General features: G+C 59.3%; 23 protein-coding genes. 15 read left to right on the top strand and 8 right to left on the bottom strand.

The window, feature by feature from the left end:
- From LGT41_RS02755 to LGT41_RS02765, 3 genes are all read right to left on the bottom strand, one after another.
- Nucleotides 1-882 (bottom strand): ABC transporter permease subunit, encoded by an 882-nt coding sequence (locus tag LGT41_RS02755; protein ID WP_274128503.1) that lies wholly within the window; start codon nucleotides 880-882, stop codon nucleotides 1-3.
- 72 nt (nucleotides 883-954) lie between these two features.
- On the bottom strand, nucleotides 955-2,259 hold the full coding sequence (locus tag LGT41_RS02760) for an extracellular solute-binding protein (protein WP_274128504.1): 1,305 nt from the start codon (nucleotides 2,257-2,259) through the stop codon (nucleotides 955-957).
- A gap of 679 nt (nucleotides 2,260-2,938) precedes the next feature.
- Entirely contained in the window at nucleotides 2,939-4,021 is a 1,083-nt protein-coding gene (locus tag LGT41_RS02765) for an NAD(P)/FAD-dependent oxidoreductase (protein WP_274128505.1), read from the bottom strand.
- Nucleotides 4,022-4,236: 215 nt separating this feature from the next.
- Here LGT41_RS02765 and LGT41_RS02770 point away from each other — a divergent pair, with 215 nt between their 5' ends.
- Nucleotides 4,237-5,139 (top strand): LysR family transcriptional regulator, encoded by a 903-nt coding sequence (locus LGT41_RS02770; protein ID WP_274128506.1) that lies wholly within the window; start codon nucleotides 4,237-4,239, stop codon nucleotides 5,137-5,139.
- Nucleotides 5,140-5,183: 44 nt separating this feature from the next.
- Here LGT41_RS02770 and LGT41_RS02775 read toward each other — a convergent pair whose 3' ends face one another.
- The gene (locus tag LGT41_RS02775) at nucleotides 5,184-5,942 is read right to left on the bottom strand and encodes an IclR family transcriptional regulator (protein ID WP_274128507.1); all 759 of its coding nucleotides are present in this window, start codon (nucleotides 5,940-5,942) and stop codon (nucleotides 5,184-5,186) included.
- A gap of 214 nt (nucleotides 5,943-6,156) precedes the next feature.
- On the opposite strand from LGT41_RS02775, the gene LGT41_RS02780 reads away from it, so the two are divergent.
- From LGT41_RS02780 to LGT41_RS02845, 14 genes are all read left to right on the top strand, one after another.
- Nucleotides 6,157-6,993 (top strand): cyclase family protein, encoded by an 837-nt coding sequence (locus LGT41_RS02780; protein WP_274128508.1) that lies wholly within the window; start codon nucleotides 6,157-6,159, stop codon nucleotides 6,991-6,993.
- Between the two features lie 67 nt (nucleotides 6,994-7,060).
- Nucleotides 7,061-7,405, top strand: coding sequence for a cupin domain-containing protein (locus LGT41_RS02785; protein ID WP_274128509.1), 345 nt, complete (start codon nucleotides 7,061-7,063; stop codon nucleotides 7,403-7,405).
- A gap of 3 nt (nucleotides 7,406-7,408) precedes the next feature.
- The gene (locus LGT41_RS02790) at nucleotides 7,409-8,206 is read left to right on the top strand and encodes an SDR family NAD(P)-dependent oxidoreductase (protein ID WP_274128510.1); all 798 of its coding nucleotides are present in this window, start codon (nucleotides 7,409-7,411) and stop codon (nucleotides 8,204-8,206) included.
- 3 nt (nucleotides 8,207-8,209) lie between these two features.
- A complete protein-coding gene (locus LGT41_RS02795) occupies nucleotides 8,210-9,139 on the top strand; it encodes a 3-hydroxyacyl-CoA dehydrogenase family protein (protein WP_274128511.1) in 930 nt (309 codons plus the stop codon).
- Between the two features lie 49 nt (nucleotides 9,140-9,188).
- Nucleotides 9,189-10,463, top strand: coding sequence for an ABC transporter substrate-binding protein (locus tag LGT41_RS02800; RefSeq protein ID WP_274128512.1), 1,275 nt, complete (start codon nucleotides 9,189-9,191; stop codon nucleotides 10,461-10,463).
- A 53-nt stretch (nucleotides 10,464-10,516) separates the two neighbouring features.
- Nucleotides 10,517-11,242: an ABC transporter ATP-binding protein gene (locus LGT41_RS02805; RefSeq protein ID WP_274128513.1), complete on the top strand. Its 726-nt coding sequence runs from the start codon at nucleotides 10,517-10,519 to the stop codon at nucleotides 11,240-11,242.
- Nucleotides 11,235-11,942: an ABC transporter ATP-binding protein gene (locus LGT41_RS02810; RefSeq protein ID WP_274128514.1), complete on the top strand. Its 708-nt coding sequence runs from the start codon at nucleotides 11,235-11,237 to the stop codon at nucleotides 11,940-11,942. The genes LGT41_RS02805 and LGT41_RS02810 overlap by 8 nt, the downstream gene beginning before the upstream one ends.
- 1 nt (nucleotide 11,943) lies before the next feature.
- Nucleotides 11,944-12,807, top strand: a complete 864-nt coding sequence (locus LGT41_RS02815; RefSeq protein WP_274128515.1) for a branched-chain amino acid ABC transporter permease — start codon at nucleotides 11,944-11,946, stop codon at nucleotides 12,805-12,807.
- Entirely contained in the window at nucleotides 12,804-13,829 is a 1,026-nt protein-coding gene (locus tag LGT41_RS02820; RefSeq protein WP_274128516.1) for a branched-chain amino acid ABC transporter permease, read from the top strand. Before LGT41_RS02815 ends, LGT41_RS02820 begins: the two co-directional genes overlap by 4 nt.
- A 4-nt stretch (nucleotides 13,830-13,833) precedes the next feature.
- Nucleotides 13,834-14,772 (top strand): 3,5-dioxohexanoate:acetyl-CoA acetone transferase, encoded by a 939-nt coding sequence (gene kce / locus LGT41_RS02825; RefSeq protein WP_274128517.1) that lies wholly within the window; start codon nucleotides 13,834-13,836, stop codon nucleotides 14,770-14,772.
- An 8-nt stretch (nucleotides 14,773-14,780) separates the two neighbouring features.
- The gene (locus LGT41_RS02830; protein WP_274128518.1) at nucleotides 14,781-15,593 is read left to right on the top strand and encodes a glutathione S-transferase family protein; all 813 of its coding nucleotides are present in this window, start codon (nucleotides 14,781-14,783) and stop codon (nucleotides 15,591-15,593) included.
- A gap of 198 nt (nucleotides 15,594-15,791) precedes the next feature.
- A complete protein-coding gene (locus LGT41_RS02835) occupies nucleotides 15,792-16,712 on the top strand; it encodes a LysR substrate-binding domain-containing protein (RefSeq protein WP_274128519.1) in 921 nt (306 codons plus the stop codon).
- 90 nt (nucleotides 16,713-16,802) lie between these two features.
- Nucleotides 16,803-18,356, top strand: a complete 1,554-nt coding sequence (locus tag LGT41_RS02840) for a trimethylamine methyltransferase family protein (RefSeq protein WP_274128520.1) — start codon at nucleotides 16,803-16,805, stop codon at nucleotides 18,354-18,356.
- A gap of 24 nt (nucleotides 18,357-18,380) precedes the next feature.
- Nucleotides 18,381-20,792, top strand: a complete 2,412-nt coding sequence (locus LGT41_RS02845; RefSeq protein WP_274128521.1) for an FAD-dependent oxidoreductase — start codon at nucleotides 18,381-18,383, stop codon at nucleotides 20,790-20,792.
- 303 nt (nucleotides 20,793-21,095) lie between these two features.
- Here the strand turns inward: LGT41_RS02845 and LGT41_RS02850 are convergent, their stop codons facing one another.
- From LGT41_RS02850 to LGT41_RS02865, 4 genes are read right to left on the bottom strand one after another with little or no spacing between them, the layout of a single operon-like run.
- Complete coding sequence (locus LGT41_RS02850; protein ID WP_274128522.1) at nucleotides 21,096-22,484, bottom strand: FGGY-family carbohydrate kinase; 1,389 nt, start codon at nucleotides 22,482-22,484, stop codon at nucleotides 21,096-21,098.
- Nucleotides 22,481-22,795, bottom strand: a complete 315-nt coding sequence (gene rhaM, locus LGT41_RS02855) for an L-rhamnose mutarotase (protein ID WP_274128523.1) — start codon at nucleotides 22,793-22,795, stop codon at nucleotides 22,481-22,483. The genes LGT41_RS02850 and rhaM overlap by 4 nt, the downstream gene beginning before the upstream one ends.
- Nucleotides 22,795-23,778, bottom strand: a complete 984-nt coding sequence (locus tag LGT41_RS02860) for an ABC transporter permease (RefSeq protein ID WP_274128524.1) — start codon at nucleotides 23,776-23,778, stop codon at nucleotides 22,795-22,797. Before LGT41_RS02860 ends, rhaM begins: the two co-directional genes overlap by 1 nt.
- On the bottom strand, nucleotides 23,775-24,758 hold the full coding sequence (locus LGT41_RS02865) for an ABC transporter permease (protein WP_274128525.1): 984 nt from the start codon (nucleotides 24,756-24,758) through the stop codon (nucleotides 23,775-23,777). The genes LGT41_RS02860 and LGT41_RS02865 overlap by 4 nt, the downstream gene beginning before the upstream one ends.
- Between the last annotated feature and the right edge of the window lie 14 nt (nucleotides 24,759-24,772).

Here is a 24,772-nt window from a genome sequence, read left to right on the forward strand (position 1 = left end):
TTACGTGTAATGGATGCGGCGCTCGACCAGCCGGAACTGGAAGATCGTCAAGGCGAGGACAAGAACCATCAGAATGACCGATTGCGCAGAAGAGCCGCCAATGTCGTTGCCGCGAAAACCATCTACGTAAACCTTGTAGACAAGGGTCATCGGGTTGTTTCCCGGCTCGCCTTTCACCAGCACATCGACAACGCCGAACGTATCGAACATTGCGTAGGTTATGTTGATGATCAGCAGGAAGAACCCGGTCGGCGCCAACAACGGAAACGTCACATCCCAGAAGCGCCGAAAGGATGATCTGGCGTCAATCAACGCTGCTTCGCGCACGGATCTGGGGATGGATTGCAGGCCGGACAGGAAGAAAATGAAGTTCACCGGGACCTGTTTCCAAACCGAAACCAGAACCATCGAGGTCGCCGTGTCGCCAAAGTTTACACCCAGCTTGAAATCCCAACCAAGGGATTTGGCGAGTTCGGCAAGCGGCCCCCATGTCTGGTTGAACATCAACAAGCCGATAAAGCCCGCAACCGGCGGCGCAACGGCATAAACCCACATCAGCAGGGTGCGATAGGTTTTCGCGCCACGCAGCACATTGTCGGCCTTGACCGCGAGCAACAAGGCCAGCGCAAGCGAGAAGAAGGTAACAAGAACGGTAAACAACCCCGTGAATTTGGCGATGCGCCAATATTCGGAACTGTCCGCAAGCTGCGTGTAATTGTCAAACCCGACAAAGCTCGACCCGAAGCCGAACGGGTCTTCGAGGTAAAACGATGACTGCACTGCAACCGCGGCAGGCCAGTAGAAAAACACAGCGATGATCGCCAACTGTGGCAACAACAACAGAATAGGTAGCCAGCGCGTGGCAAAGCCTGCTCGTTTCATTATATCCTCGGGGGTCCTGGAAAAACGGGCAGCCGCACGCTTGTGCGACTGCCTATGTCAAACCGTTCCGGTTTAGTTCTGGGTCTGTGCGAAACGCGACAGAAGCGCGTTGGCTTCCACTTCTATGGTGTTGAAAGCGTCGTCCACCGATGTTTCGCCCGTCAGGATGCGGCCGAATTCGCGGTTCATCACGTCACGGATCTGCACATAGAAACCCATGCGGTAGCCACGGGTGTTCTCGCTTGCTTCCAGCGACAGCTGCTGGATGCCGACTTCCGCAGCCGGGAAACGATCGTAGTAGCCGTCTGAGATTGCCAGCTCATATGCAGCTTCGGTGATCGGCACGTAGCCGGTTTCACGGTGCCACATATACTGCACTTCAGGCGATGTCAGATATTCGAAGAACGCCGCAGTTGCGGCATTTTCTTCCGCGCTCTGGCCGGACATGGCGAACAAGGCCGCACCGCCGATAAAGGTTTGTTTCGGCTCGGTTGTAACCGCTTCCCAATAGGGCAGAACAGTTGCAGAGAAATCAAAGCCAAGGTCCAGTTTCGACAGGCCGCCGAAAGAACCTGAAGAGCCAAGCCAGATAGCAACTTCACCATTTTCAAACGGTGTCTGGTTGTCGTTCCAGCCAGTGCCGAACCATTCAAAGTAACCGGCGTCCTGCCATTCGGTCAGCGCGGTGAAATGCGCTTTGAGCGGATCGATGTTTACAAGGATTCTGGTGCCGTCAGCGCCGTCATAGCCATTGTTGTTGGTGGCGAAAGGAAGATCGTTGCGCGACATGAAGTTCTCGACGAAAATCCAAGGCAGGTGCGACTGGGCCAATGCCGTGTAACCCGCAGCTTTCAGCGCGGGTGCCGTTACCGTTTCGAATTCTTCCCAGGTTAGAGGCGGCGTCACACCCGCAGCTTCAAGCGCTTGCACGTTGTAATACATGATTGGCGAGGACGAGTTGAACGGCATTCCGATCATTTTGCCGTCTGCATCGGCGTAGAAATAGCGCACGCCGGAGATGTAGTCGTCGATGTCAAATGTAACGCCATTTGCTTCCAGCAGATCCTGCACAGGAATGGTTGCGCCTTGTGCTGCGATAACAGTCGCTGCACCCGCATCAAACACCTGCAGGATGTTTGGCTGTTCGCCTGCGCGGAACGCAGCGATGCCGGCTGTCAGTGTTTCTTCGTATGTTCCCTTGAACACGGGCGTGATGGTGTATTCGTTTTGGCTTGCATTGAAACCTTCGGCGATTTGATTGACGGTTTCGCCAAGGGCGCCGCCCATAGCGTGCCACCACGTAATTTCGGTTTGGGCAAACGCAGCGTTCGCCAACAAGCTAAGCGCAGCAGTTGTGCCTATCGCGATGTTCTTCATGATCGTACTCCGGTGTCATGTCTTGCCCGCCTTATGGCGCACATTTATTTTTGGGCGTAAAGCACTGCCCCCAAATGGAAAAAACTGTCATGACGAAGCCTGAACCGCGCCTGACAGATATGCAGAAGGCCTGCACTCAGCGTCGGATAAAGGCGAGGCGTGACGGGTTTGTGAACAATTTGTTGGAGTTTTGTTTCTGCGCCGCTTGAGCAGGAATTTTCATCTTCCCGTCAACTGAACGTCACCGCAACGTCATCAACTGCCAGTTTTGGCAAGCATTCAGTCGCGGATGCACACGCACATGATCGCTCAGCGCAAAGAACTCGATAGAGTGCTTTTCGCTATGCTGGCGGCAGTATGGGGCATGTTCATCATAGCCATGATTCACTCGATCATCCGCGTCCGATCAGGCAGACAATTACGGCAACCGGAATCCGGCATCAAGCTATGCCGGCTGCAAACAGCTCGCGCATACCGATACCCAAATATGCGGTCATCGCGTTAGTGGATTCACGCGTGATGTCTGGCGGACATCCGGCAGCCTCTGGTCACTTTTGAGTGGCTGGAATTATTCTAAAATTATCGCGCTGAATCGTATCAGCGCCATGTCTTGCGGCTTTGCACAAGGCCGGAGGGCGTTGGCAGTGCGTGCGGTTGTTTGCGCGCGCACTGCCCTGGGTCAGCCCCGGTTCAGCAGTTTGTTGTATCTCTTCAGAAACAGGTCTTCGCCCTTCAACCTGCGGGTCAGGAAATCGCCTGCCGTGAACAGGCCAAGGAAAGAGTTGCCGCGCTTGGGGCCGAGCGGCACAAGGATCGGCGCCTTGGGGCCCCAAGGCTTGTAGGGCTTCATGTCGTTGAGCGATTTGCCCGCCATCAGCCCTTTCAGCGTGGCCGAAAGCCAGGGCAACTGGCGGCTTGACGCAATGATGGTCATGCCATCGCCCGCATCGGCCACATCTCCGGCGGCAAAGACATTGGGCAGCGATGACGGGCGCATCCAGGCATCGACCTTGACCCGGTTGGCGGTGCTTTTCTGCGCGCCGGGCAGGCTTTCGAGCAGCCCGGAATGCGCGCGTGACCCCAGAGCGGGGAAGATCAGGTCGAACATATGTTCTGTTCCGTCAGACAGCTTCAGGCTTCCGGCATAGGGTTCGGTCAGGCTTTGAAGGTTTGCAGCCCTTTTCCCGAGCAGAAGGGTCACGCCAGCATCTTGCAGCTTGCTGGCCAATGCCTTGCCCAGCTTGCGTGGCATGGTTGGGAACAGACGGTCCGCATCCGTGATCAGTGTGATCTTCTTGTCCGGCATGGCATGGGCGATCTCGCCGGCCAGTTCGGTGCCAACAGCCCCGGCACCGACGATGCCGACCGACTTCGCCGCCCGCAGTTGCGCATGAATGCGCTGGTGGGCCTGCCGCAGGCCTTCGATATCATCCCCGTCCGGCTTGAAAGGCATGGCATTGGACGAGCCGGTGGCAACGATGATGTAATCAGCCTTTACGGTTTGGCCATTGTCGAGCGTCACGCCGCGCGCATCGATGCCCATCGCGCGGGCGCGGAGAACCTGGCCGTTCTTCAGCAGATTGTCATAAGGTATCAGGGCCTGGTCGAGCAGCGATGGATCGACAACGGTGCGGATCATCGCAGAGGCATGAACGAAATGGCTGCGCGGCTCGATCAGGGTGACTTCGGCGCTATCGTCGAGCGATTTTGCGAGACCGAAACCCAGATAGCCGCCACCGATTATGGCGATATGTTTGGACATGATGGGATTTCCTTTTTGGGCCCCGCGCGGCGGATGGTCCGGATCGGGGCGACTATGCGTTAAAGTTGGGCCTTGGGGCCTATCCACGTGTATGTGGCGTGACCTGTTTCATCGTTTGTCTTCTGTTGGAGCGATATGTAGGTGCGCGAAAGATTAATTGCTAATTATATTTTTTTACTATCTATATAAGTAATGATTATCTTTTGGGGCCAAGGATGAAGCTCGATCAGCTCAAGGTGCTTAGGGCCGTGGTCGAAACCGGGTCGGTCAAACTGGCGGCGGAAAGCCTGAACCGCACCCAGCCAGCGATCAGCCAGGCCTTGAAGGCGCTGGAATTCCAGTCTGGCGCCGCCTTGTTTGACCGTTCCGGTTACAGGCTTGAGCTGACGCCTGTGGGCCAACGCGTCTATCTGCAATCGCTGCGCGTGCTGTCCGAAGCCGATGATCTTGCACAGTTGATCCGACATTTCGAGCAGGGTCAGGAAGAAACCATGACCATCGCGATCGACGCCGCTGCAGATTTGGATATCATGACCCCGGTGCTGAACGGGCTGCAAAGCCGGTTTGCCGATACAAGGGTCGTTCTGCGCAGCGAAGTGCTATCTGGCGCAATCGAGGCCGTGGCATCCGGCGCGGCCGCGCTTGCCGTGGCCCCGGCGATCCATGTCTTGCTGGAAGAGGCGGGTTTTGACTATATGCCGCTCGCGGGTTCGGTGATGCGCAATGTCGCCGCACCGTCGCTGCTGGCAGCCATGAATGCCCCCCGCAGACTTGCGGATTTGCGACGCTTCCATCAGATAATCGCACGCGACAGCGGGCAGGCCTCGGGCCTGTTCGATCGGGAACTCGGGGTCCAGAAGGGCCAGCGGCGGTGGTATGTCAGCGACCTGTCCATGAAAAAGCAGTTGCTGGTCGCCGGCCTTGGCTGGGGCCGGCTTCCGGGCCATATGATTGCCGACGAGATGGCACAGGGCAAGTTGCGCGACATCGTGGTGCCAGACACCCACCTGAACTTCGACATAAACATTTTTGCGTTTCGCCAACGAAAGCCCATCACGGGGCCGGTTGCCGCCTATTTATGGGACGCATTCGCCGAACGCGCCCACCCCTCGGCCTGAGCCTCGGGCGAGAAACCCGGCAGGTGCAGGGGTGCGCATACAGGTTATTGCGCGATCAGGTTTGTGACATCGCGCCTGGTCACAAGAAGCGCGGCTTCAACCGTGGCCTTCATCTCTTGGAACCGTGTCGATGGCAAAGGCACCGAAATGGCGTGCAGCGTTCCGCCCCAATCACGAAACGCAAAACCGATTGCTGAAATTCCGGCCGAATGTTCGTCAAGATCATAGGCCAACCCGCCCTTCCCGATAGTATCGAGCTTGGCAAGCAACGCCGCAAGGTCGCCGTTGATCCCGTTTCGGGCCCATTCCGCCTCTATGAGGTCTATAGCCTCTTGCCGCGGCAATTCGGCCAGGCAGGAGCGGCCATTCGCCGTTGTTGTAAGCGGAAAGACCTCGTCGACTTTTGACAGCGTGGTCAGACGATGGGTGCCGGGAACCTGATCCAGAAAGGTCATGCCAACGCCACGCATGACAGAAAGATCTGCGGTTTCGCCGGTCTTCTGGGTCAGTTCGGTCAGAAACAGGCGGCAATATTCAACGACATTGTATTGCGCGGCACCCGCAAAGGCGCTGAGTTCGGGGCCAAGGCGCAAACCGCGCCCGTCTGGCGCGTTCAAAATAAAGCCTTCGTCAACCAAAGCCGCTGTGATTCGTTGCACCGTAGAGCGGGGCAATCCGGTTTTGGAGGCGATCTGACCAAGGCTCATTCCCGATTGGCTGTCACGCAGGATACGCAGAATTGCAGCCGCGCGCGACAGGACCTGAATGCCGCTCTTGTCATTTTTGCCTTCATTTTCAGCCATATCCGTGCGCCTTCCACCATTTCCTTTACCGATTGCACCCAGCATAGGGGCAAACCGTCTGCACCGCAATGCGATACAGTCTGCGCGCATCGTGATTTTTTAGTTGACCGCGATGCGATGCACCTGCATCATTATACGGAGCAGGTGGGAGGAACCATCCTGAGATTGTTAATGCACAAGCGCCGCTTTGCGGCGAACAGGGGAGGTGTGTCTGATGGCCAAGATCCGTGGAATCGCGTTTCAGGAAAACTTGAACAACGATATGGGGTTGGAGTTTTACAACCTGAGCCACCGCTTTGGGTTTCAGAACCCCAACTGGCCCTATTTTCAGGATACCAAGATTGAACGTATCCACTATATGGCGAAATCCGGCGTGCTGAGCCAGCGCATCACAACAACGATGCACGCGACCACGCATATCGATGCACCGGCGCATGTTGTGCAGGGCACCCCGTTTATCGACGAAGTGCCGCTGCCGCATTTTTTCGGCACCGGCATTGTCGTGTCGCTTCCCAAGAAGAAATGGGAGCCGATTACCGGCGACGATCTGGAAAAAGCCTGCGGCCACGCAATCCGCAAGGGTGACGTGCTGATCATCAACACCGGCTGGCACCATGATTATGAAGATGGCGACTATTTCGCCTATTGCCCCGGCTTTGTGCCTTCGGCGGCGGAATGGATGGTCAGGAAAGGTGTCAAGGTTGTCGGCCATGATACTCAGGCCAATGACCACCCGTTGGCAACCGCGATCGGCCCGCAGCGCAACGGCCCGCTGCTTCCGCATCTTGAAGCGGAATACAAGGAATGGTCTGGCGGCAACGACTGGAAAGACGATTTCCCCGATTGGGAACCCTGCCACCAGATCCTGTTCAAGAACGGCATCCTGGGCATCGAGAATGTCGGCGGCGATCTTGATGCCGTTACCGGCAAACGCTGCACCTTCGCCTTCTTCCCCTGGAACTGGGACCGTGGCGATGGCTGCATCATCCGCCTCGTTGCGATGATCGACAAATCCCAGGGCTTCCGCATCGAAGACGGGGCCGCGTTCTGAACAATGAATTTGTGCGGGGCGATTGGCCGCAATTGCCCCGTATATGCCAAGTTTGGGAGGACGCAACATGCATATCAAACGATTTGACGACGCCGAACCCTATACGGCCCCGAACCATTTCGCGTGTCACGGCTTGCGGTTGCAGGGATTTGAGGAAGGCGGCCCGACCAATCAATGGGTTGGTCTCAGCCAGTTCCTGCCTGCCGGCGGCGCCGGGCCGGACTCGACCCCGTTCGAGAAGGTCTATGTGGTGCTGGAAGGCGAGATGACGGTCATCGTCGATGGCGAGCAAACCACGCTGCGCAAATATGACAGCTGCACGATTCCCGCAGGCGAGGTTCGCAAGATCGAGAACCGGCGCAACACCGTCTGCACGATGCTTGTCGTCATTCCCTACCCGCCGGAGGCCTGAGTCATGACCGCGCTGACAAACCCGATGTCGATGTTTGATGTCAAAGATCAGGTTGCCCTGATCACGGGCGCTTCGGGCGCGTTCGGCATGGTCGCGGCGCGTATCTTGGCCGGATCGGGGTGCAAACTGGTTCTGGTTGCCGGAAACGAGGTGGCATTGGCGGCAATCGCAGCAGAATGCCGCGAGATCGGCGCGGATGTAACAACAATCAACGCGCGCCCGACCGATGAAGCCATCTGCAACGATCTGGTGGCACAGACTGTCAGCGCCTATGGCAGGCTCGACATTCTGGTTGTGGCCTCTGGCATGAACAAGGTCGCGCTGATCAACGAGATGGACCCGAAGACCTTCACCGATGTGATGGATGCCAATGTCACGCAAACATGGCTGATTTCGCGTGCGGCAGCCGGGCAGATGAAGGCGCAAGGGCATGGCGGCAAGATCGTGCTTGTCAGCTCGGCGCGCGGGCTTTTGGGGCATCCGGCCGGGTATACGGCCTATTGTTCGTCCAAGGCGGCAACAGACGGGCTGACCAAAGCCTTGGGTTGTGAACTTGGGCCGACCGGAATTACGGTTAACGCCATCGCGCCAACGGTGTTCCGCTCTCCCCTTACCGCCTGGATGTTCGAGGATACCGAGAAGGCAAAAGCGGTGCGTGAAGGTTTTCTTGCCCGCGTTCCAAAGGGCCGGTTGGGCGAGCCTGAAGACCTTGCCGGGCCATTGCTGTTCCTCGCCTCCAAGGCATCCGACTTTTACACCGGGCATATTCTATATGCTGACGGTGGGTATACGGCGGGTTAGTGCATGGTCGCCAAGCAGCAAAAAATTGCAGTTATCGGTGCCGGCCTCATGGGGCATGGCATTGCGCTGACGCTTGCGCGGGCTGGGCATGTTATTGCCATCACCGACCCTGTGGCGGCCGCGCGGGAAAGCGTTGCCGACCGTATGCGCCAAAGTATGCAGGCGATGGGCATTGGCGAGGGTGACGCCGCCGCCGCGCTTGGCCTGATCAAGGTTTTCACGACAACGGCAGAGGCAGTGCGAGGCGCCGATTTCGTGTTTGAAGCCGCGCCCGAGAAGATGGACCTGAAGCGCGCGATCTTTGCCGAGATCGAGGCCCATGCGCCCGAAGACTGTGTTCTGGCATCCAACACCTCTGTCATGCCGATTACCGAGATCATGCAAGATTTGCGGCTGAAGAACCGCGCCCTGGGCACACATTGGTGGAACCCGCCGCATATGATTCCGCTGGTCGAGGTGATCAGGACCGAGGCGGTTGAAACGGCGATTGCGCAAGCCACATTCGACCTTCTGGCTGATGCAGGGAAAACACCGGTCATGGTGGAAAAAGATGTGCCCGGCTTCATCGGCAACCGGCTGCAACACGCTTTGTGGCGCGAGGCGATAAGCCTTGTCGAGAATGGCATCTGCGATGCCGAGGCTGTGGATACGGTCATCAAGGCCAGCTTTGGCCGGCGGCTTGCGGTGCTGGGCCCGCTTGAGAATGCCGACCTTGTCGGCACCGACCTGACGCTCGACATCCACACCACCGTGCTGGCCGATATCGAAGCACGTCGCGGCCCGTCGCCATATCTGGAACAATTGGTCAGGGATGGCAAACTGGGGATGAAATCCGGGCACGGTTTTCGCAGCTGGACCAAGGCCGAGGCCGAGGATGTGCGCGCCCGCGTAGCGCGGCACCTGCTCCGGCTCGAAGAAATTCTAAGCGACTGACACCAAAGGTAATTGCCGGTTGGGAGGCCGGCGCAAGGGAGGAACCCACATGAGACGCAATCAACCGACACGCCGGATCTTTCTGGCCGGAACCGCCGCCACATTGGCAGCACCCGCCATCCTGTCATCAACCCGGGCCTATGCACAATCGCCAACGCTGCGCGTTGGTCATGTCAGCCCGCGGACTGGCCCTTTGGCCGCCTTTGCCGAGGCGGATGACCATATCATCGCGGGCATCCAAGAGGCCTTTGCAGGAGGCCTGGAAAACAATGGCCGCGCCTGGAATATCGAGATCATCAGCAAGGACAGCCAGTCCAACCCCAACCGCGCCGCGGAAGTCGCGGCCGATCTGATTCTGGGTGACGAGGTCGACATCATCGTCGCAGCCTCAACGCCGGATACGGTCAACCCCGTGGCGGATCAGGCAGAAATCAACGACGTGCCCTGCATCAGCACCGATAGCCCCTGGCAGCCGTATTTCTTTGGGCGCAGCGGCGTGCCGGGCGTGGGGTTCCAAAGCACCTATCACTTCTTCTTCGGAATCGAAGACTGGATCGCCGCGACATTGGGCATGTGGGGCGGCGTTGATGTCGGCACACAGGTTGCGGGCATGTTCCCCAATGACGCCGATGGCAATGCCTTTGGCGATGCGCAGAACGGCCTGCCACCGGCAATGACGGCGGCGGGCTATACAATCACCGATCCGGGCCGTTACCAGCCCCTGACCGATGATTTCTCAAACCAGATTGCCGCCTTCAAAGAAGCGGGCTGCACGATTGTCACTGGCAATATGATCCCACCTGATTTCGCGACATTCTGGGCGCAGGCAGCGCAGCAGGGCTTCAATCCGAAGATTGTGACCATTGGCAAGGCGCTGCTGTTCCCTTCGGTTATCGAAAGCCTTGGCGCGCGTGGTGACGGGCTGACGACCGAGGTCTGGTGGTCACCTGATCATCCGTTCTCCTCTTCGCTGACCGGGGTCAGCGCGCGCGATCTGACGGCGGGCTACACCTCGGCAACCGGGCGGCCCTGGACACAGCCTATCGGGTTCAAACATGCGCTGTTCGAGGTGGTCGCCGATGTTGTCCAACGGTCCGAGGATCTTGAGGATCCGGCAGCCATTGTTGCGGCGATTGCGTCAACGAACCTTGATACGATTGTGGGCAATGTGAACTGGGACAATGGCCCGATCAACAATGTCACCAAGACACCGCTTGTTGCAGGCCAGTGGCAGAAAGCGGGCGATGGCTTCGATCTCAAGATCGTTGCAAATGCCGGCCAGCCGCATATTCCGCTGACGGGCGAACTCAAGCTGCTTGGCTAACGACAATGGGCGGCGTTTATGCGCCGCCCCAACTTCCCGTTTGAAAGAATATCATGGCTTTGCTGCGGCTGAATTCAGTTCAGAAATCTTTCGGCGCCGTCACGGTGGCCGACCAGCTCAGCTATGACGTTGTGCAGGGCGAGGCGCTTGGGGTAATCGGGCCGAATGGCGCGGGCAAAACCTCGATGTTCAACCTGATCACCGGCACGCTGGCGCCCGATCGCGGGCAGGTCTGGTTTGACGGTCACGACATTACCGCGCTGTCCTCGGCCCGACGGTGCCGTGCGGGGGTTGCGCGCAGCTTTCAGGTGCCGCAGCCTTTTTCGGGCATGACGGTGTTTGAAAACGCGATGATCGCCGCCACGCAGGCGGCCAGGCTGCACGGCGCTCAGGCCGAGCGGTTTTGTCTGGAGGTTCTGGACCAGACCGAACTGCTGCCAAAGGCCAATACTCTTGCTGGCCGCCTGACATTGCTGGAGCGCAAGCGCCTGGAACTGACCCGCGCGCTTTGTGCCAAACCAAGGCTGCTTTTGCTTGACGAAATCGCCGGCGGCCTGACCGAAGCCGAATGCGCCTCGCTGGTGCAGACCATCAAGGACATCCATGCCTCCGGTGTCACCATCATTTGGATCGAACATGTGGTTCACGCGCTTCTGGCCGTTGTGGACCGGCTGATCGTGATCGATTTTGGCAAGAAAATCGCCGAGGGCGCGCCGCAGGCGATTATGGCCAGCCCGCAAGTGCAAGAAATTTATCTGGGGATTGATGTCGATGGATAAGGCGCTTCTTTCCATGCGGGGGCTGAACGCCCATTACAACGATTTTCAGGCGCTCTATGGCGTGGATATGACGGTCGCCGAGGGCGAGGTTCTGGCGATTATCGGCGCGAATGGCGCGGGCAAAACCACGCTGATGCGCTCGATCACCGGCCTGCTGAAAAACGCGGCGGGGCAGATCAGCTACCGTGGGAAAGACATCAGCAGGTTTCGCGCCGACGAGGTGGCATCGCTTGGCATTGCAATGGTTCCCGAAGGGCGGCAGTTGTTCCCCTCGCTGAGTGTTGAAGAGAACCTGATGATCGGCGGGCAGGTTGGCCGCAAGGGGCCGTGGAACTTGACCGCGGTGCAAAAGCTGTTTCCGATTCTGAAAGACCGCCGCCATGTCCCCGCCACGGCCCTGTCCGGCGGCCAACAGCAGATGGTGGCAATCGGGCGTGCGCTGATGGCGAACCCCGATTTGATCCTGTTCGATGAAATCAGCCTCGGCCTTGCTCCGATCATCATCAAGGACATTTATGACGCGCTTCCCGGAATTATCGGCGAAGGCATGAGCGCGATGATCGTGGAACAGGATATTTCCAAGGCGCTGTCGGTGTCGTCGCGGGTTTACTGCCTGCAAGAGGGGCGCGTTTCGCTTGAAGGGCAATCGGACAAAATTGCGCGCGCCGAAATTTCGCGCGCCTATTTCGGGATAGAATGACATGGAATGGCTGAATGCGATTGTGCAGGGCACCTTGCTGGGCGGGCTTTATGCGCTGTTCGCGGCGGGACTGTCATTGATTTTCGGGGTCATGCGCCTTGTCAATATCGCGCATGGAGACCTGATCATTCTGGCGGCCTATCTTGGCCTGAGCGTAACAGCGGTGCTGGGTATTCACCCGTTGATGGCGCTGTTGCTGGTCGTGCCCGCAATGGGGTTGATCGGCTATGCGCTGCAACGCGGCATCTTGAACCAGACTTTGGGCGACGATCTGCTGCCGCCGCTGCTGGTCACATTCGGCCTGTCTGTCATCTTGCAAAACGGTTTGCTCGAAATCTATACGGCTGACCCGCAGAAAATGGATGCCGGGGTGCTGGAAACCGCCAGCTTCGATGTGGCCGGCCTGACAGTTGGGATGCTGCCCGTTCTGACATTCGCAATGGCGGTTGCCGTGATCTGGGGGCTGCAATGGACCTTCTATCGCACATCCCTTGGCCGCGCCTTCCGCGCCGTATCCGACAATCAGGATATCGCACAGCTGATGGGGTTGAACCGCAGGCATATCTTCGGCCTTGCAATGGCACTGGCGCTTGCTGTGACCGCGATTGCCGGCATTTTGCTGGGCATTCGCACCAGTTTTGACCCTTCCGTCGGCGGCGGTCGCCTGATCTTCGGGTTTGAGGCCGTGATCATCGGTGGCCTTGGGAACCTTTGGGGGACATTGGCGGGCGGGGTCATTCTGGGCGTAGCCCAGACCATCGGCGCCAAGATCGACCCGGGCTGGCAGGTTCTGTCCGGCCATATCGTGTTCCTGCTGATCCTGGCCGTGCGGCCGAGGGGTCTTTTCCCGAGGATATCGGGATGAGCGTTCAAAATCATATCGTATCGCGCGGGTCTCAGGCGGCGCGTATCGCGGCCATTCTTGGCGCCCTGATACTGGTGCTGCTGATCGCGGCACCGTGGTGGGCGGGGCGGGCCGACATGCGCCTGATGGGCGAGATTTTCCTGTATCTGGCGCTGGCATCGCTTTGGAACCTGATGGCGGGCTATGCGGGCCTTGTATCGGTGGGCCAGCAAGCCTTTGTCGGCTTTGGCGGCTACATGTTGTTCGCCCTGACAATCTTTGGCGGGCTGCCCCCGATCGTCGCCATATGCGCGGCTGGTATTCTGGGCGCGCTTTTGGCCGTGCCGATGGCCGTTCTCATCTTCCGTCTGCGGGGCGCCTATTTTGCGATTGGCACCTGGGTCTTTGCCGAGATCTTTCGTTTGTCATTCGCGCAGATGTCGAGCCTGGGCGGCGGGTCGGGTTCATCATTGCCCGTGGATATCGTCAGATCACTGGCAGAGTCGCGCGATGGGCGCGAAGCACTCAGCTATTGGCTGGCGCTTGGCATGGCGGTGCTGGTAATCGCGGCGGTATATCTGTTCCTGCGCTCGCGCAACGGTCTGGCGCTGACCGCCATTCGCGACAACGAACTGGCGGCAGGCTCGCTCGGGATTGATATCTGGCGGACAAAATTCGTGGTCTATGTCGTTACCGCTGGGCTGACGACACTGGTTGGCGCGCTGATCTTTCTGCAAAAACTCCGCATCTCGCCGGATGCGGCCTTCAGCGTGAACGACTGGACGGCCTTTGTGATCTTCATCGTCGTGATTGGCGGCATCGGCACGATCGAGGGGCCGATCATCGGCACGCTGATCTTCTTTGCCTTGCGCGAAACGCTCGCCGATCTGGGCACGATCTACCTGATCGTTCTGGGCATTGTGGCGATTGTTGTGATGCTCAAGGCGCCCAAAGGCGTTTGGGGCCTCATTCGCGCACGATTTGACCTTCAACTTTTCCCGCTGAGCTACCGTGTTCGGCAAAATGACAAACTGGCGGACTGAATTCATGGCCAAGAAAACCAAGACAATCATCACATGCGCCATCACAGGTGCCATTCACACGCCGACCATGTCGGACGCCCTGCCCTATACCTATGACGATATCGCGCGTCAGGCGATGGAGGCTGCCGAGGCCGGCGCCGCGATCCTGCATCTTCATGCGCGCGACAATGAAACCGGCGCGCCATCTGTCGATGTCAAGGATTTCCAACCTTTCCTGCCACGGATCAAGCAGGCTTCGGATGCCGTTGTCAACATTTCGACCGGCGGCTCGCTGACCCTGTCCATCCAGGACCGTATCACCCCGGCCAAGACGTTCTCGCCGGAAATGTGTTCCATGAACATGGGGTCGATGAACTTTTCCTTTCATCCGCTTGCCCAGCGCTATGGCGATGACGACTGGAAGTTTGATTGGGAAAAGGATTACGTCAAAAATTCCGACGGCAACATCTTTCGCAACACATTCCGCGACATCAAGGAAGCGGCCGAAACGCTGGCACCGCATGGTGTGAAATTCGAGCATGAATGCTATGATGTCGGGCATCTCTATAACCTGAAATTCTGCATGGATATCGGCCTGTTCAAGGCACCGGTATTTATCCAGTTCATTTTCGGAATTCTGGGCGGCATCGGGCCGGAGGTTGACAACCTTGTCTTCATGAAGCGCACGGCCGACCGGTTGTTCGGCGATGATTATCGCTGGTCGGTGCTTGGAGCGGGTGGTGCGCAGATGTCGCTGGCCACGACCGCCAGCCAGATGGGCGGCCATGTGCGCGTTGGGCTGGAGGACAGCCTGTTTATTTCGCGCGGCAAGATCGCCACAAGCAACGCCCAGCAGGTTGCCAAGATCCGCCGCATTGTCGAGGATCTGGGCTGCGAGGTGGCAACACCCGACGAAGCCCGCGAAATTCTAGACCTCAAAGGGGGCGACAAGGTCGCCTTTTAAGGAGAGAAATGCCGGAAATTGAACCCCAGGACCAAAGCCTGAAGGCCCTGACAGGCCTGCATCTTTGGCACGCGCCCATGTCGAGCTGCTCGCAGCGCGTTCGCATTGTTATGGCCGAAACCGGCCAGAATTTTGAAAGCCACGAGGTCAACCTGGAGCGTGGCGAACATGCCTCCGAGGCCTATCAGGCCATCCATCCGAAAGGGGTTGTGCCGGCTTTGGTCGATAACGGGCATCTGATCATCGAAAGCATCGATATCATTCAGCATGTCGCGGGCAAAGACAGCCCGTTGATGAAGGCCGCCTCTCACGAGATTCTGGCAAGGGCCGATGCGGCCCAGGCAGACCTGAAGCTGTTGACCTTCGAATTCCTGTTTCGCGGCGCACCGGCCAAGCCCGACGCGGCTGTGCAAGCCTTTCAGCGCAACCACAAGAATGCCTGGCTGACCAGCTTCCACCGCGATTTTGCCGCCGGATTTGACCGTGATCGCATAGAACAGGCCGTTGCCCGGACCCGCGATGATTTCGAATTTCTGGACGCGCGGCTAAGCGACGGGCGGGTGTTTCTGGCTGGCGAGCAGATGTCACTGGAAGACGTGGCCTGGATGCCGAATGCGCATCGGTTTCAGCTGATGGGCTGGCCGTTTCAGCGCACGGCACATCTTGCCAAATGGTTTGAACGCATGAAACAGCGCCCGAGCTACCGCAAAGGCCTGTCCGAATGGGAGAACCCGGCCGCCATAGCCATGTTCACGGCATATTCCGCCAAACGACAGGCAGAAGGCACGGGCATCACATCCTTTGCCGGCCTGAGCGCCTAGCGCGCGGATCATATCGGCCGCGAAAAGCCACGACTGCGACCGTGGCCTCGGGCAATGGGCGCAAGAGCGGCAGGTGTTACCCGGGCAAACCACCGGCGCGATTGCACTTGCCATGCCGGCACCGATTGGCGCAGATTTGGCATGGTTTCATCACGCGCAATTTCGGGGACCCACCCGCTTTGCAAAAGGATGCTGCGGTTGAAGAAGTATCATCTCCCGGCCCTGTCGCAGCTTCACACCTTCGAGGCGGTCGCGCGCTGGCTTAGCTTTACGCGCGCCGCAGACGAGCTTTGCCTGACGCAAAGCGCCGTGAGCCGCCAGATCAAGGGGCTGGAGGCAAATATCGGCCGGCAGCTCTTTCGCCGAAAGCACCGCGCGATTGAATTGACCGCTGAGGGCCAGAGGCTGTTTGACGCCGTCACCCGCGGGCTGGATGAAATTGCGCTTTGCCTGGGCGCATTGCGCGCCGCGGTTGATACGCCGCAAATAACGGTCGCGGCTTCGGTTGCGTTTTCCTATTACTGGCTGATGCCGCGGCTCGAACGGTTCAGCGAACGGTTTCCCGCAATCGATCTGCGCATTCTTGCATCTGACCAGATGGTTGATCTGACCAGGGGTGATGCCGATATTGCCGTGCTTTTTGGCGAAGGCGGCTGGGATGGGCTGGAAACCCGACCGTTGTTTGGCGAGCGGGTCTATCCTGTGTGCAGCCCCGGCTATCTGCGCGCGCATCCGGAACTCAAGACCCCGCAGGACCTGCTGGCACAGACCTTGCTGCATCTGGATGGCGGCGGGAATATCTGGGGCGCGGTCGATTGGGGGAAATGGCTTGCCAGGCAGGGCGTGACCGCCCAGCCCCAACGCAAGGGCATTCGCCTCAACAGCTACCCGATGGCGCTTCAAGGCGCGGAATCCGGGCGCGGGATAGCCCTGGGATGGAGCTATATCACCGATGAGATGCTGGCCGACGGGCGCTTGGTTTGCCCCGTTGAAAAGGTGCTGGAAACCCGGAATGTCTACCATATCGGCGCAACAGCAACACGGATGCAGGACCCTTCGGTTCGCCATTTCTTTGAATGGATCATGGAAGAAGTTCCGGCGCGCGCCGGTTTCGCATGATCTGGCGGAATGCGTAGCATTCATAATTACCGTTTGAGCGACCTTTTTGCCCGCGCAATGATGATGCCACCTCATTGAAAGGGTTTTGCCATGTCCCTGGCCACTGTGCAGCGAAGCGGGCGTCGTTCGCGCGGAGGGGTTGAGGCTGCGCCCCTGCGCCCCCCTGTCGCGGCGGGCATGACCGGCGGGCATTACAAACCCCTGACCGATGCCGAAATGCAGCGCATTCACGATCTGGTTCTGCAATTGCTCGAAGAACTTGGCCTGAGCCAGATCACCCCGACGCTTGAAGCGCGCGCGCTGGCAGCGGGCTGCTGGATGGATGACGACGGGCGGCTGCATTTTCCGCGCGCGCTGGTCGAGGATGTCATCGCGCGGTCACGGCGCAAATTCACCCTGCACGGGATCGACCCGCGCCATGACATTGAAATCGGCGGCAAGCGCGTTCACATGGGCACAGGTGGCGCGGCACCCACGATCATGGATTTTGACAGCGGCAAATATCGTGAAAGCACGGTCAGCGACCTTTACGACATCGCGCGGCTGGTCGATCAGCTCGACAATATCCATTGGTATCACCGCTCTGTCGTGGCGCGTGATGCGCAGACCATTCTCGATCTGGATATCAACACGACCTATGCCTGCCTGTCGGGCACCACAAAATCTATCGCCGTAAGCTATACCGACAGTGCCAGCGTGCGCGCAGTTATCCCGATGCTTGATGCCGTAGCAGGCGGCGAAGGTAAATACCGCGCGCGCCCGTTTTGCACCGCCGTGTGCTGCCATGTCGTCCCGCCCATGCGCTTTGCCACCGAAAGCTGTGACGCGCTGGAGGCGGCTGTGCTGGCGGGAATGCCTATCCTTCTGGTTTCGGCAGGCCAGGCGGGGGCAACGGCCCCTGCCGCCCTTGCGGGGGCGGTGGCACAGGCCTGTGCCGAAGTGCTTGCCGGGCTGGTTTTGTGCAACATTATCGACCCGAATTGCCGGGGCATCTTTGCCACATGGCCCTTTGTTTCCGACCTGCGCACGGGCGCCATGTCGGGCGGGTCTGGCGAACAGGCGCTGCTTTCGGCGGCGTGCGCCCAGATGGCGGGGTTCTACGATCTTCCAAACTCGGTGCCCGCGGGCATGACCGATAGCAAGCTGCCCGATTTTCAGGCCGGCGGTGAAAAGGGCTATACCATATCGCTTGCCGCGCTTGCGGGTGCAACGATGATCCACGAATGCGCGGGGATGCACGGCTCGCTGATGGGCACGAGCCTTGAAAGCTATGTGCTGGACAATGACCTGGTCGGCGCCATCCTGCGCACGGTGCGGGGGATCGAAGTTTCCGAAGACGCGCTCAGCTTTGATGTGATCCGTGGCGTTGTAAAGGGCGAAGGGCATTATCTGGGCCACCCGCAAACCTTTGCGCGCATGAAATCCGACTATCTTTACCCCCAGATCGCCGACCGTCGTGCGATAAGCGTGTGGGAAGAGGCAGGCAGCCGCGATGCGCGCGACGTGGCGCGTGACACTGTGCGCAAATTGCTGGGCAGCCATTACCCCGACCATATCCCTGCCAGTGTCGACGCGGCCTTGCGCAGCGCCTATAACATCATCCTGCCACAACAGCGTATGCGCCCGCATAACGGCATCTGGTAACGCCAGACCTGAAAGGATAAAGCCATGCAAACCCATGCGAAAGTTGTGATTATTGGCGGCGGCATGATGGGTGCGGGGCTGGCTTACCATCTGGCCGAGGAAGGCTGGAGCGATACCGTGCTTATCGAGAAGGGCGAGCTGACCAGCGGCTCGACCTGGCACGCCGCCGGGCAATGCCCCAGCTTCATTGGCAATTACAACATGGCCAAGATCCACCATTATTCCAACACGCTCTACCCCAGGCTGGAGAGTATCACCGGCCAGCCGGCTGGCTGGCATGGCTGTGGCGGCATCAGGCTGGCAACGACCCCGGAAGAGGTGGACTGGTTTCGCCATGTCGCCGGTTTTTCGGCCAATATCGGCTTTCATATGGAGGTGATCAGCCCCGCGCGGATCAGGGAACTGAACCCCTGGATCAAGACCGATGGCATTCTGGCGGGGGCATGGACCAATCTGGACGGGCATGTAGACCCGTCAAGCGCCTGCAACGCCCTGGCTGCGGGCGCGCGGCAGATGGGGGCGACGATCATCCGCCGCAACCGCGTGACGGGGGTCACACCTTTACCCTCGGGCGAATACCGTGTGGCTACCGAACAGGGCGAGATTACCTGCGAACATCTGGTCAACGCAGCCGGGTGCTACGCGCGCGAGGTTGGCAAATGGCTGGGGGTTGATACGCCCATCACGAATATGCAGCACCAATATCTGGTGACCGAACCGCTGGAGGAGTTCAAAGACTCAGAGGTCGAGCTGCCCGTCATGCGCGACCCTGCAACGGCTGGTTATTACCGGCAGGAACAAAAGGCCGGGCTGATCGGCATTTACGAGCATTTCGGCAGCCAGGAAGCCTGGGCGGCCCGGGGCGGATATCCGGACTGGAACAGCGAGAACGAGCTTTTTGAGGGCGATCTGGACCGCATCGCGCCCTGGCTTGAAAAGGCGATGGAGCGGATGCCGATCTTTGCCAATGCGGGCATCAAACGTATTATCAACGGGGCCATCCCGCATACGCCCGATGGCAACCCCCTGCTGGGGCCAGCAGCAGGGTTGCGCAATTTCTGGCAGTGTTGCGGCGCGTCCATCGGCATTGCGCAGGGTGGCGGGGCTGGCAAGTATCTGGCCCAATGGATGGTGCATGGCGATAGCGAGATCAACATGGCATCGGTCGATCCGCGCCGTTTTGGGGCCTATGCCGACCAAAGCTATACACGCGCCAAAAGCTTTGCCGATTATCATGAGATGTTTGAAACCCCACTACCGGGGCGCGAGAACAATGCCGGCAGGCCAGCCCGCGTTACCCCGCTTTACGCACTGCTCAAGGCAAAGGGAGCGGTCTTTACCGCAGTCGATGGGTGGGAGCGGCCCAAATATTTCGCCCCCGAAGGCTTTGCCGAAAACCTGCAATACCGCCGCAACACTACCTTTGAGCTTGTCGCCGCCGAATGCCGCGCGGTGCGCGAACGCGTGGGCATCATGGACCTGTCGAGCTTTGCCAAGATCGATGTGACAGGTGCGGGGGCTGCGGCATTGCTCGACCGCATCACCGCCAACCGCCTGCCCTCAAGGCAAGGTGGCATCAAGCTGACGCATGTCTTGTCGGAAAACGGGCGCATCGAGGGTGAGTGGACCATCACCCGGCTGGCGGATGACCATTTCTATGTGCTGACCGGTGCGGACGCTGAACGCCAGGCACTGGACCATTTGCACCGCGCGGCCGGGGCCGATGTTACCATCACCAACCTTACCGAGGCTTTGGGTATGCTGGTGGTGGCCGGGCCAAGGGCGCGTGACGTTTTGGCCCCGCTGAGCGATGCAGACCTGAGCAACGCCCGTTTCCGCTGGCTTTCGGGGCAGGAAACTATATGTGCCGGCATTCCGGTCCGCGCGCTGAGGGTCAACTATATGGGCGAATTGGGGTGGGAATTGCACACACCGATGGCGGAACTGGCGCGGCTTTACACTGCCATCATTGCCGCGGGCGCAACGCATGGTATCGCCGATTTCGGCGGGCTGGCGGTGAATTCCCTGCGCATGGAGAAAGCCTATTGCGGTATGGGCAGCGAGTTGACCAACGAGATCACCCTGCTGGAAGCCGCCAGCACCCGCTTTTACGCCCCTGAAAAAGGAGATTTTCGCGGCCGTGCCGCAACCGAGGCGTTGCGCGCCAAGGGCATTTCAACAAAGTTGGTTTACGGCGAGATTGCTGCGACCGATTGCGATGCCTATGGCGGCGAGGCCATTTTACAGGGCGACCGCGTCGTGGGTGTCTGCACCTCGGGCGGTTATGGCCATGCCACGGGCAAAAGCCTTGCCTTCGCCTATATCGACCCGGCGGCAACACAAAAGCTGGAGATCGTCATCCTCGGCGAACGCCGCGCCTTTACACTGTTGGACCGCCCGGTCTGGGATTCCGGCAACCAAAGGCAAAAGGCGTGAACCAGCGGCCAGAACCCTGACTGGCCGCTTTGGCTGCGACGCGGAATCTGTTTCATGCGGGCCCGTTTGCCCTGATGTGCAGACCCATAAACGACAGTTCAGGCATTGGCGGCTGCCAGACAGCAGGATCTGCAGCAAGATCTGCGCGCCATGCGTTGCACCTGCGCTTCTGTTGACACGTCCCGTCAGGGTTCGGGTGAATGAATTCCACCAAGCGCCTGTATTCCCGCAGCCACCAAACCGCCACCCCGCGTGCAGCACCGCCTCAAAGTCGACATGCGGCATTCCGTTTTCAAGAAGCGGTCAAATGGCCGGTCCGGGCCATGTGCGCGCCACCCAGCGTTGCGCATAGGCTGTCATCCGGTTGGTCATCAAGCCAGGCTGATGGGTTTTGGGCATTGGTGCCTTGGGCCTGACCCCAACGGGTTTTGCCAAAAGTGCCGCACCCTGTGCGGTGCCGGTTGCATTGGCTGACAGGCGGATTGGCGCGCCCGTCGTCGCGCCGAGCATATCCAGAAAGCAGCGGTTTCGTGCAAACGGGCCTTCGACGATGATATCGCCACGATGCTGGATGAGCGCAAGACAGCGCGCGGTGACCAGCGCAAGGTAAAAGCCGATCGCCGCCGCGCGCTGGCCAGACCCGGGCGCGGGTTCGGCGCCAATCCACCGGGCAAGCGCGCCGATGAACGGGCCGGTTTCAGGGGTGAGCGCCGGCAGCAGCATTGTGCCGCTGTCAAGGATTGCGGCGATGTCGCCCTCTGTCGGTGCCGCGCAGCCCGCGCCGATTGCCATGTCATATTCCCGCCCGCCCATGAAACGCGCAGACGGGACCGGATCGCCAAAGGCATTGACGTTGATCAGTGTATCGCGCGCCGGGTCTGGCACGAAAGGGCCACCGCCTATCGCCATCGCAATAACCCATGTGCCGGTGGACACCACGCTGAACGGTGCAGTTTGTGCAAGCAGATGCGGCAAAAGCGATGCGTTGGAATCATGGATGCCGCAATAAACGGGTGTGCTGGCAGGCAGGCCGGTTTGCGCAGCCAGCTCGGGCAGGATGGGGCCAAGAACATCGCCGGACGGACGGGCCGGGGCGAGCCTGCCGGAAATATCGAGCCGATCGACGAGCGATGAAAACCGCCGTTCAAACGGGTTCCACAAATCGGAGTGGCAGCCAAGCGAGGTGACATCGCTCGCCGCCACGCCTGTCAGGCGAAACCCCCAATATTGCGGATAGGTGACGATGTGCTGCACGCGGGATTTCAGCGTCGGGTCGGCTTCAAACTGCCAGAACAGTTGCGCGCCAATATTCAGCCCCATGCCAAGCCGGGGCGAGCCGGATTGCGCAAATGCCGGACGAATGGCGTTATAGGCGGCGGCACTCGTCTCTGGCCCCTTGTCTTCATAGTCAAGCACCGGGGCGGCAAGCTGCCCGTCAGCACCAATCAGCGCCGCAGCCGCGCCGTGGGTGGTGACGACAATGGCATCAATCCCGTGGGCGGCGTTGAAACCGGCAAGCCCGTCCAGCAGAAATGCCCAATGACCCTCCACATCGAAATGCCGATAGGGCGGGCCGGCAAGAACGGTGTTGGGGCGGGTAATGACGGCGATTTCCGACAGGGTTTCAAGCGCGACCAGCGCCAGTTTGGCGTTGGTTTTGCCAATATCAATAACCGCGACATGCCCTTTCATGGCAAATGGAAAACCTGGGTCAGGTCGGTCACAACCGGCTGGTTATCGGGATGGGTCTGCATGATATCGGCCATATACGCCCACCATTTCTGCATGATTTCGGTTCCTGGCAGCCTGTCCATTCCATGATCGTCGCTGCGCCACAACACGCCGAACAGACTATGCGTTTCCTCGTCCAGATGGATTGAATAGTCCGAAACCCCGGCATTTTTCAGCAGGGCGGCAAGCTCTGGCCAGATCGCATCATGGCGGCGGATATATTCATCCTTGCAGCCGGGGTTCAGTTGCATCTTGAAGGCATATTTCTGCATCAGCGCCTCCGCATGGCCCAAAGCCGGGGCAAGGCGATTACGCCGATCAGCAGCGCGCCGATGACAATCGACATGACAATGCCCGGCACGTTCAGCAGGCCAAGCCCGAAAGTGACCAGCCCCATGACAAAGGCCGCAATGACAACCCCCGGAATGGTGCCCGAACCGCCAAGTATGTTCACACCGCCAAGCACCACCATTGTGATCACCTCCAACTCCCACCCCACCGCGATAGAGGGCCGGGTCGAGCCGAGGCGCGAGGTGAGGCAGACCGCGGCAACCCCGGCCATCAGGCCGGTAAGAAGGAACAGGATGAATTTGACCCGAGCCACCCGAATGCCTGAAAACAGCGCGCCGGTCGGGTTGTTGCCAATGGCATAGACCGCACGGCCGAAATTGGTCTTGTGCAGCACGATGCCATAAATCAGCGCGATGATCGCAAACAGCACCAGTTCAAACGAGATGACCCAATAGACATAGCCGCGGCCAATGAATGAAAATTCGGCCGGGTAGCCCCCATAGGCCTGATCGCCCAGCACCACATAGCTGATGCCGCGAAACAGGCTCATCGTGCCGATGGTCACAACGATAGAGGGCAGCCCCATTCCGGTAACAAGGAACCCGTTGAACGCACCGCAAACAAGCCCCGTGCCGAGCCCGACAAGAACAAGCACCGGCACACCGGCGCCCATTTGCACCGCCGCCCCCATCGCGGTAGAGGCAAGCGCAATGATCGCGGCGACCGAGAGGTCGATCTCGCCAGAAATGATCAGCAGCGCCATAGCAAAGGCAATCATCGCCTTTTCGGTGAAGTTGAAGGTCGCGTCCGACAGGTTCCAGGCGTTCAGAAAATAGGGCGAGGCAAGGCTGTTGGCGATGAAAATGGTTATCGCCACCAACAAGAGCAGCGTTTCCCAGCTTTTCAGCCGGCGTTGCAGGGTTGATTGCAGGCGGTCGGGGATATGGCGTTCGCTCAGGCTCATGCCGCTTGCTCCGCTGATTTGAGGATGATGCGGCCCTTCTTGCGGCTGGCCTGTGCATTCAGGGCGACCGCGATGATGATGGCAGAGCCGGAAATGGCCAACTGCCAGAAGGGTGAAATATTGACGACGGGCAATGCGTTCTTGATGACGCCAAGAAAGAGCGCCCCCAGCACCGCGCCGCCGACCGTGCCCAACCCGCCCGCAATCGATATGCCGCCAATGACGCAGGCGGCGACCACGTCCAGTTCAAACCCGCCTGCAATATCGACATAGGCCACAGCATAGCGTGACACCCATAAATACCCTGTCAACCCGGCCAATGCGCCCGAAATGGTAAAGGCCCAGAACTGCGTTTTGCCAACATTGATGCCGGTATAGGTGGCCGCATGTGGGTTGCCGCCCACCGCATAGAACGAACGGCCAAGCGTTGTGCGGGTCATGACCACGGTGAACAGGATGACCGCCGCGATTGCCACCCAGCTGAGCATCGGCAGCCCGGCGAACACACCGCGCGGCAGGGCCTTGAACGCGGCGCTCATCTCATGGCTGTTGACCCATTTGCCATCGGAAATCAGGAAAATGACGCCCCGGAAAATGGTCATCGTGCCAAGGGTAACAACAATGGGCGGGATGTTGAGTTTCCAGACCAGAATGCCATTGAACATGCCAAGCAAGGTGCCAAGGCCAATGGCAACTGCAAGGATGAAGACCATCGGCAGGCCGGGAAAGGCGGTGTTCAGCATGGCGACGACCATGCCGGTCAGCGCCAGATTGGCGGCGACAGACAGGTCGATACATTTGGTGAGGATGACAATCATCTGCCCGATGGCCAGCAAAATCAGCGGCGATGTGTCATTCAGCACACCCGCCAGGCTGCTTGGGGTCACAAAGCCCGGAAAGCGCGTGGCGATCAGCCCCAGCAGTGCTGCGATAGCGGCGAAAAGCAGGGTTTCGCGGGATGAAAGAAGCCGTTTCAGCATGTCATCGCACCTTT

This window comes from Abyssibius alkaniclasticus (assembly GCF_020447305.1).
Classification (GTDB): Bacteria; Pseudomonadota; Alphaproteobacteria; order Rhodobacterales; family Rhodobacteraceae; genus Abyssibius; species Abyssibius alkaniclasticus.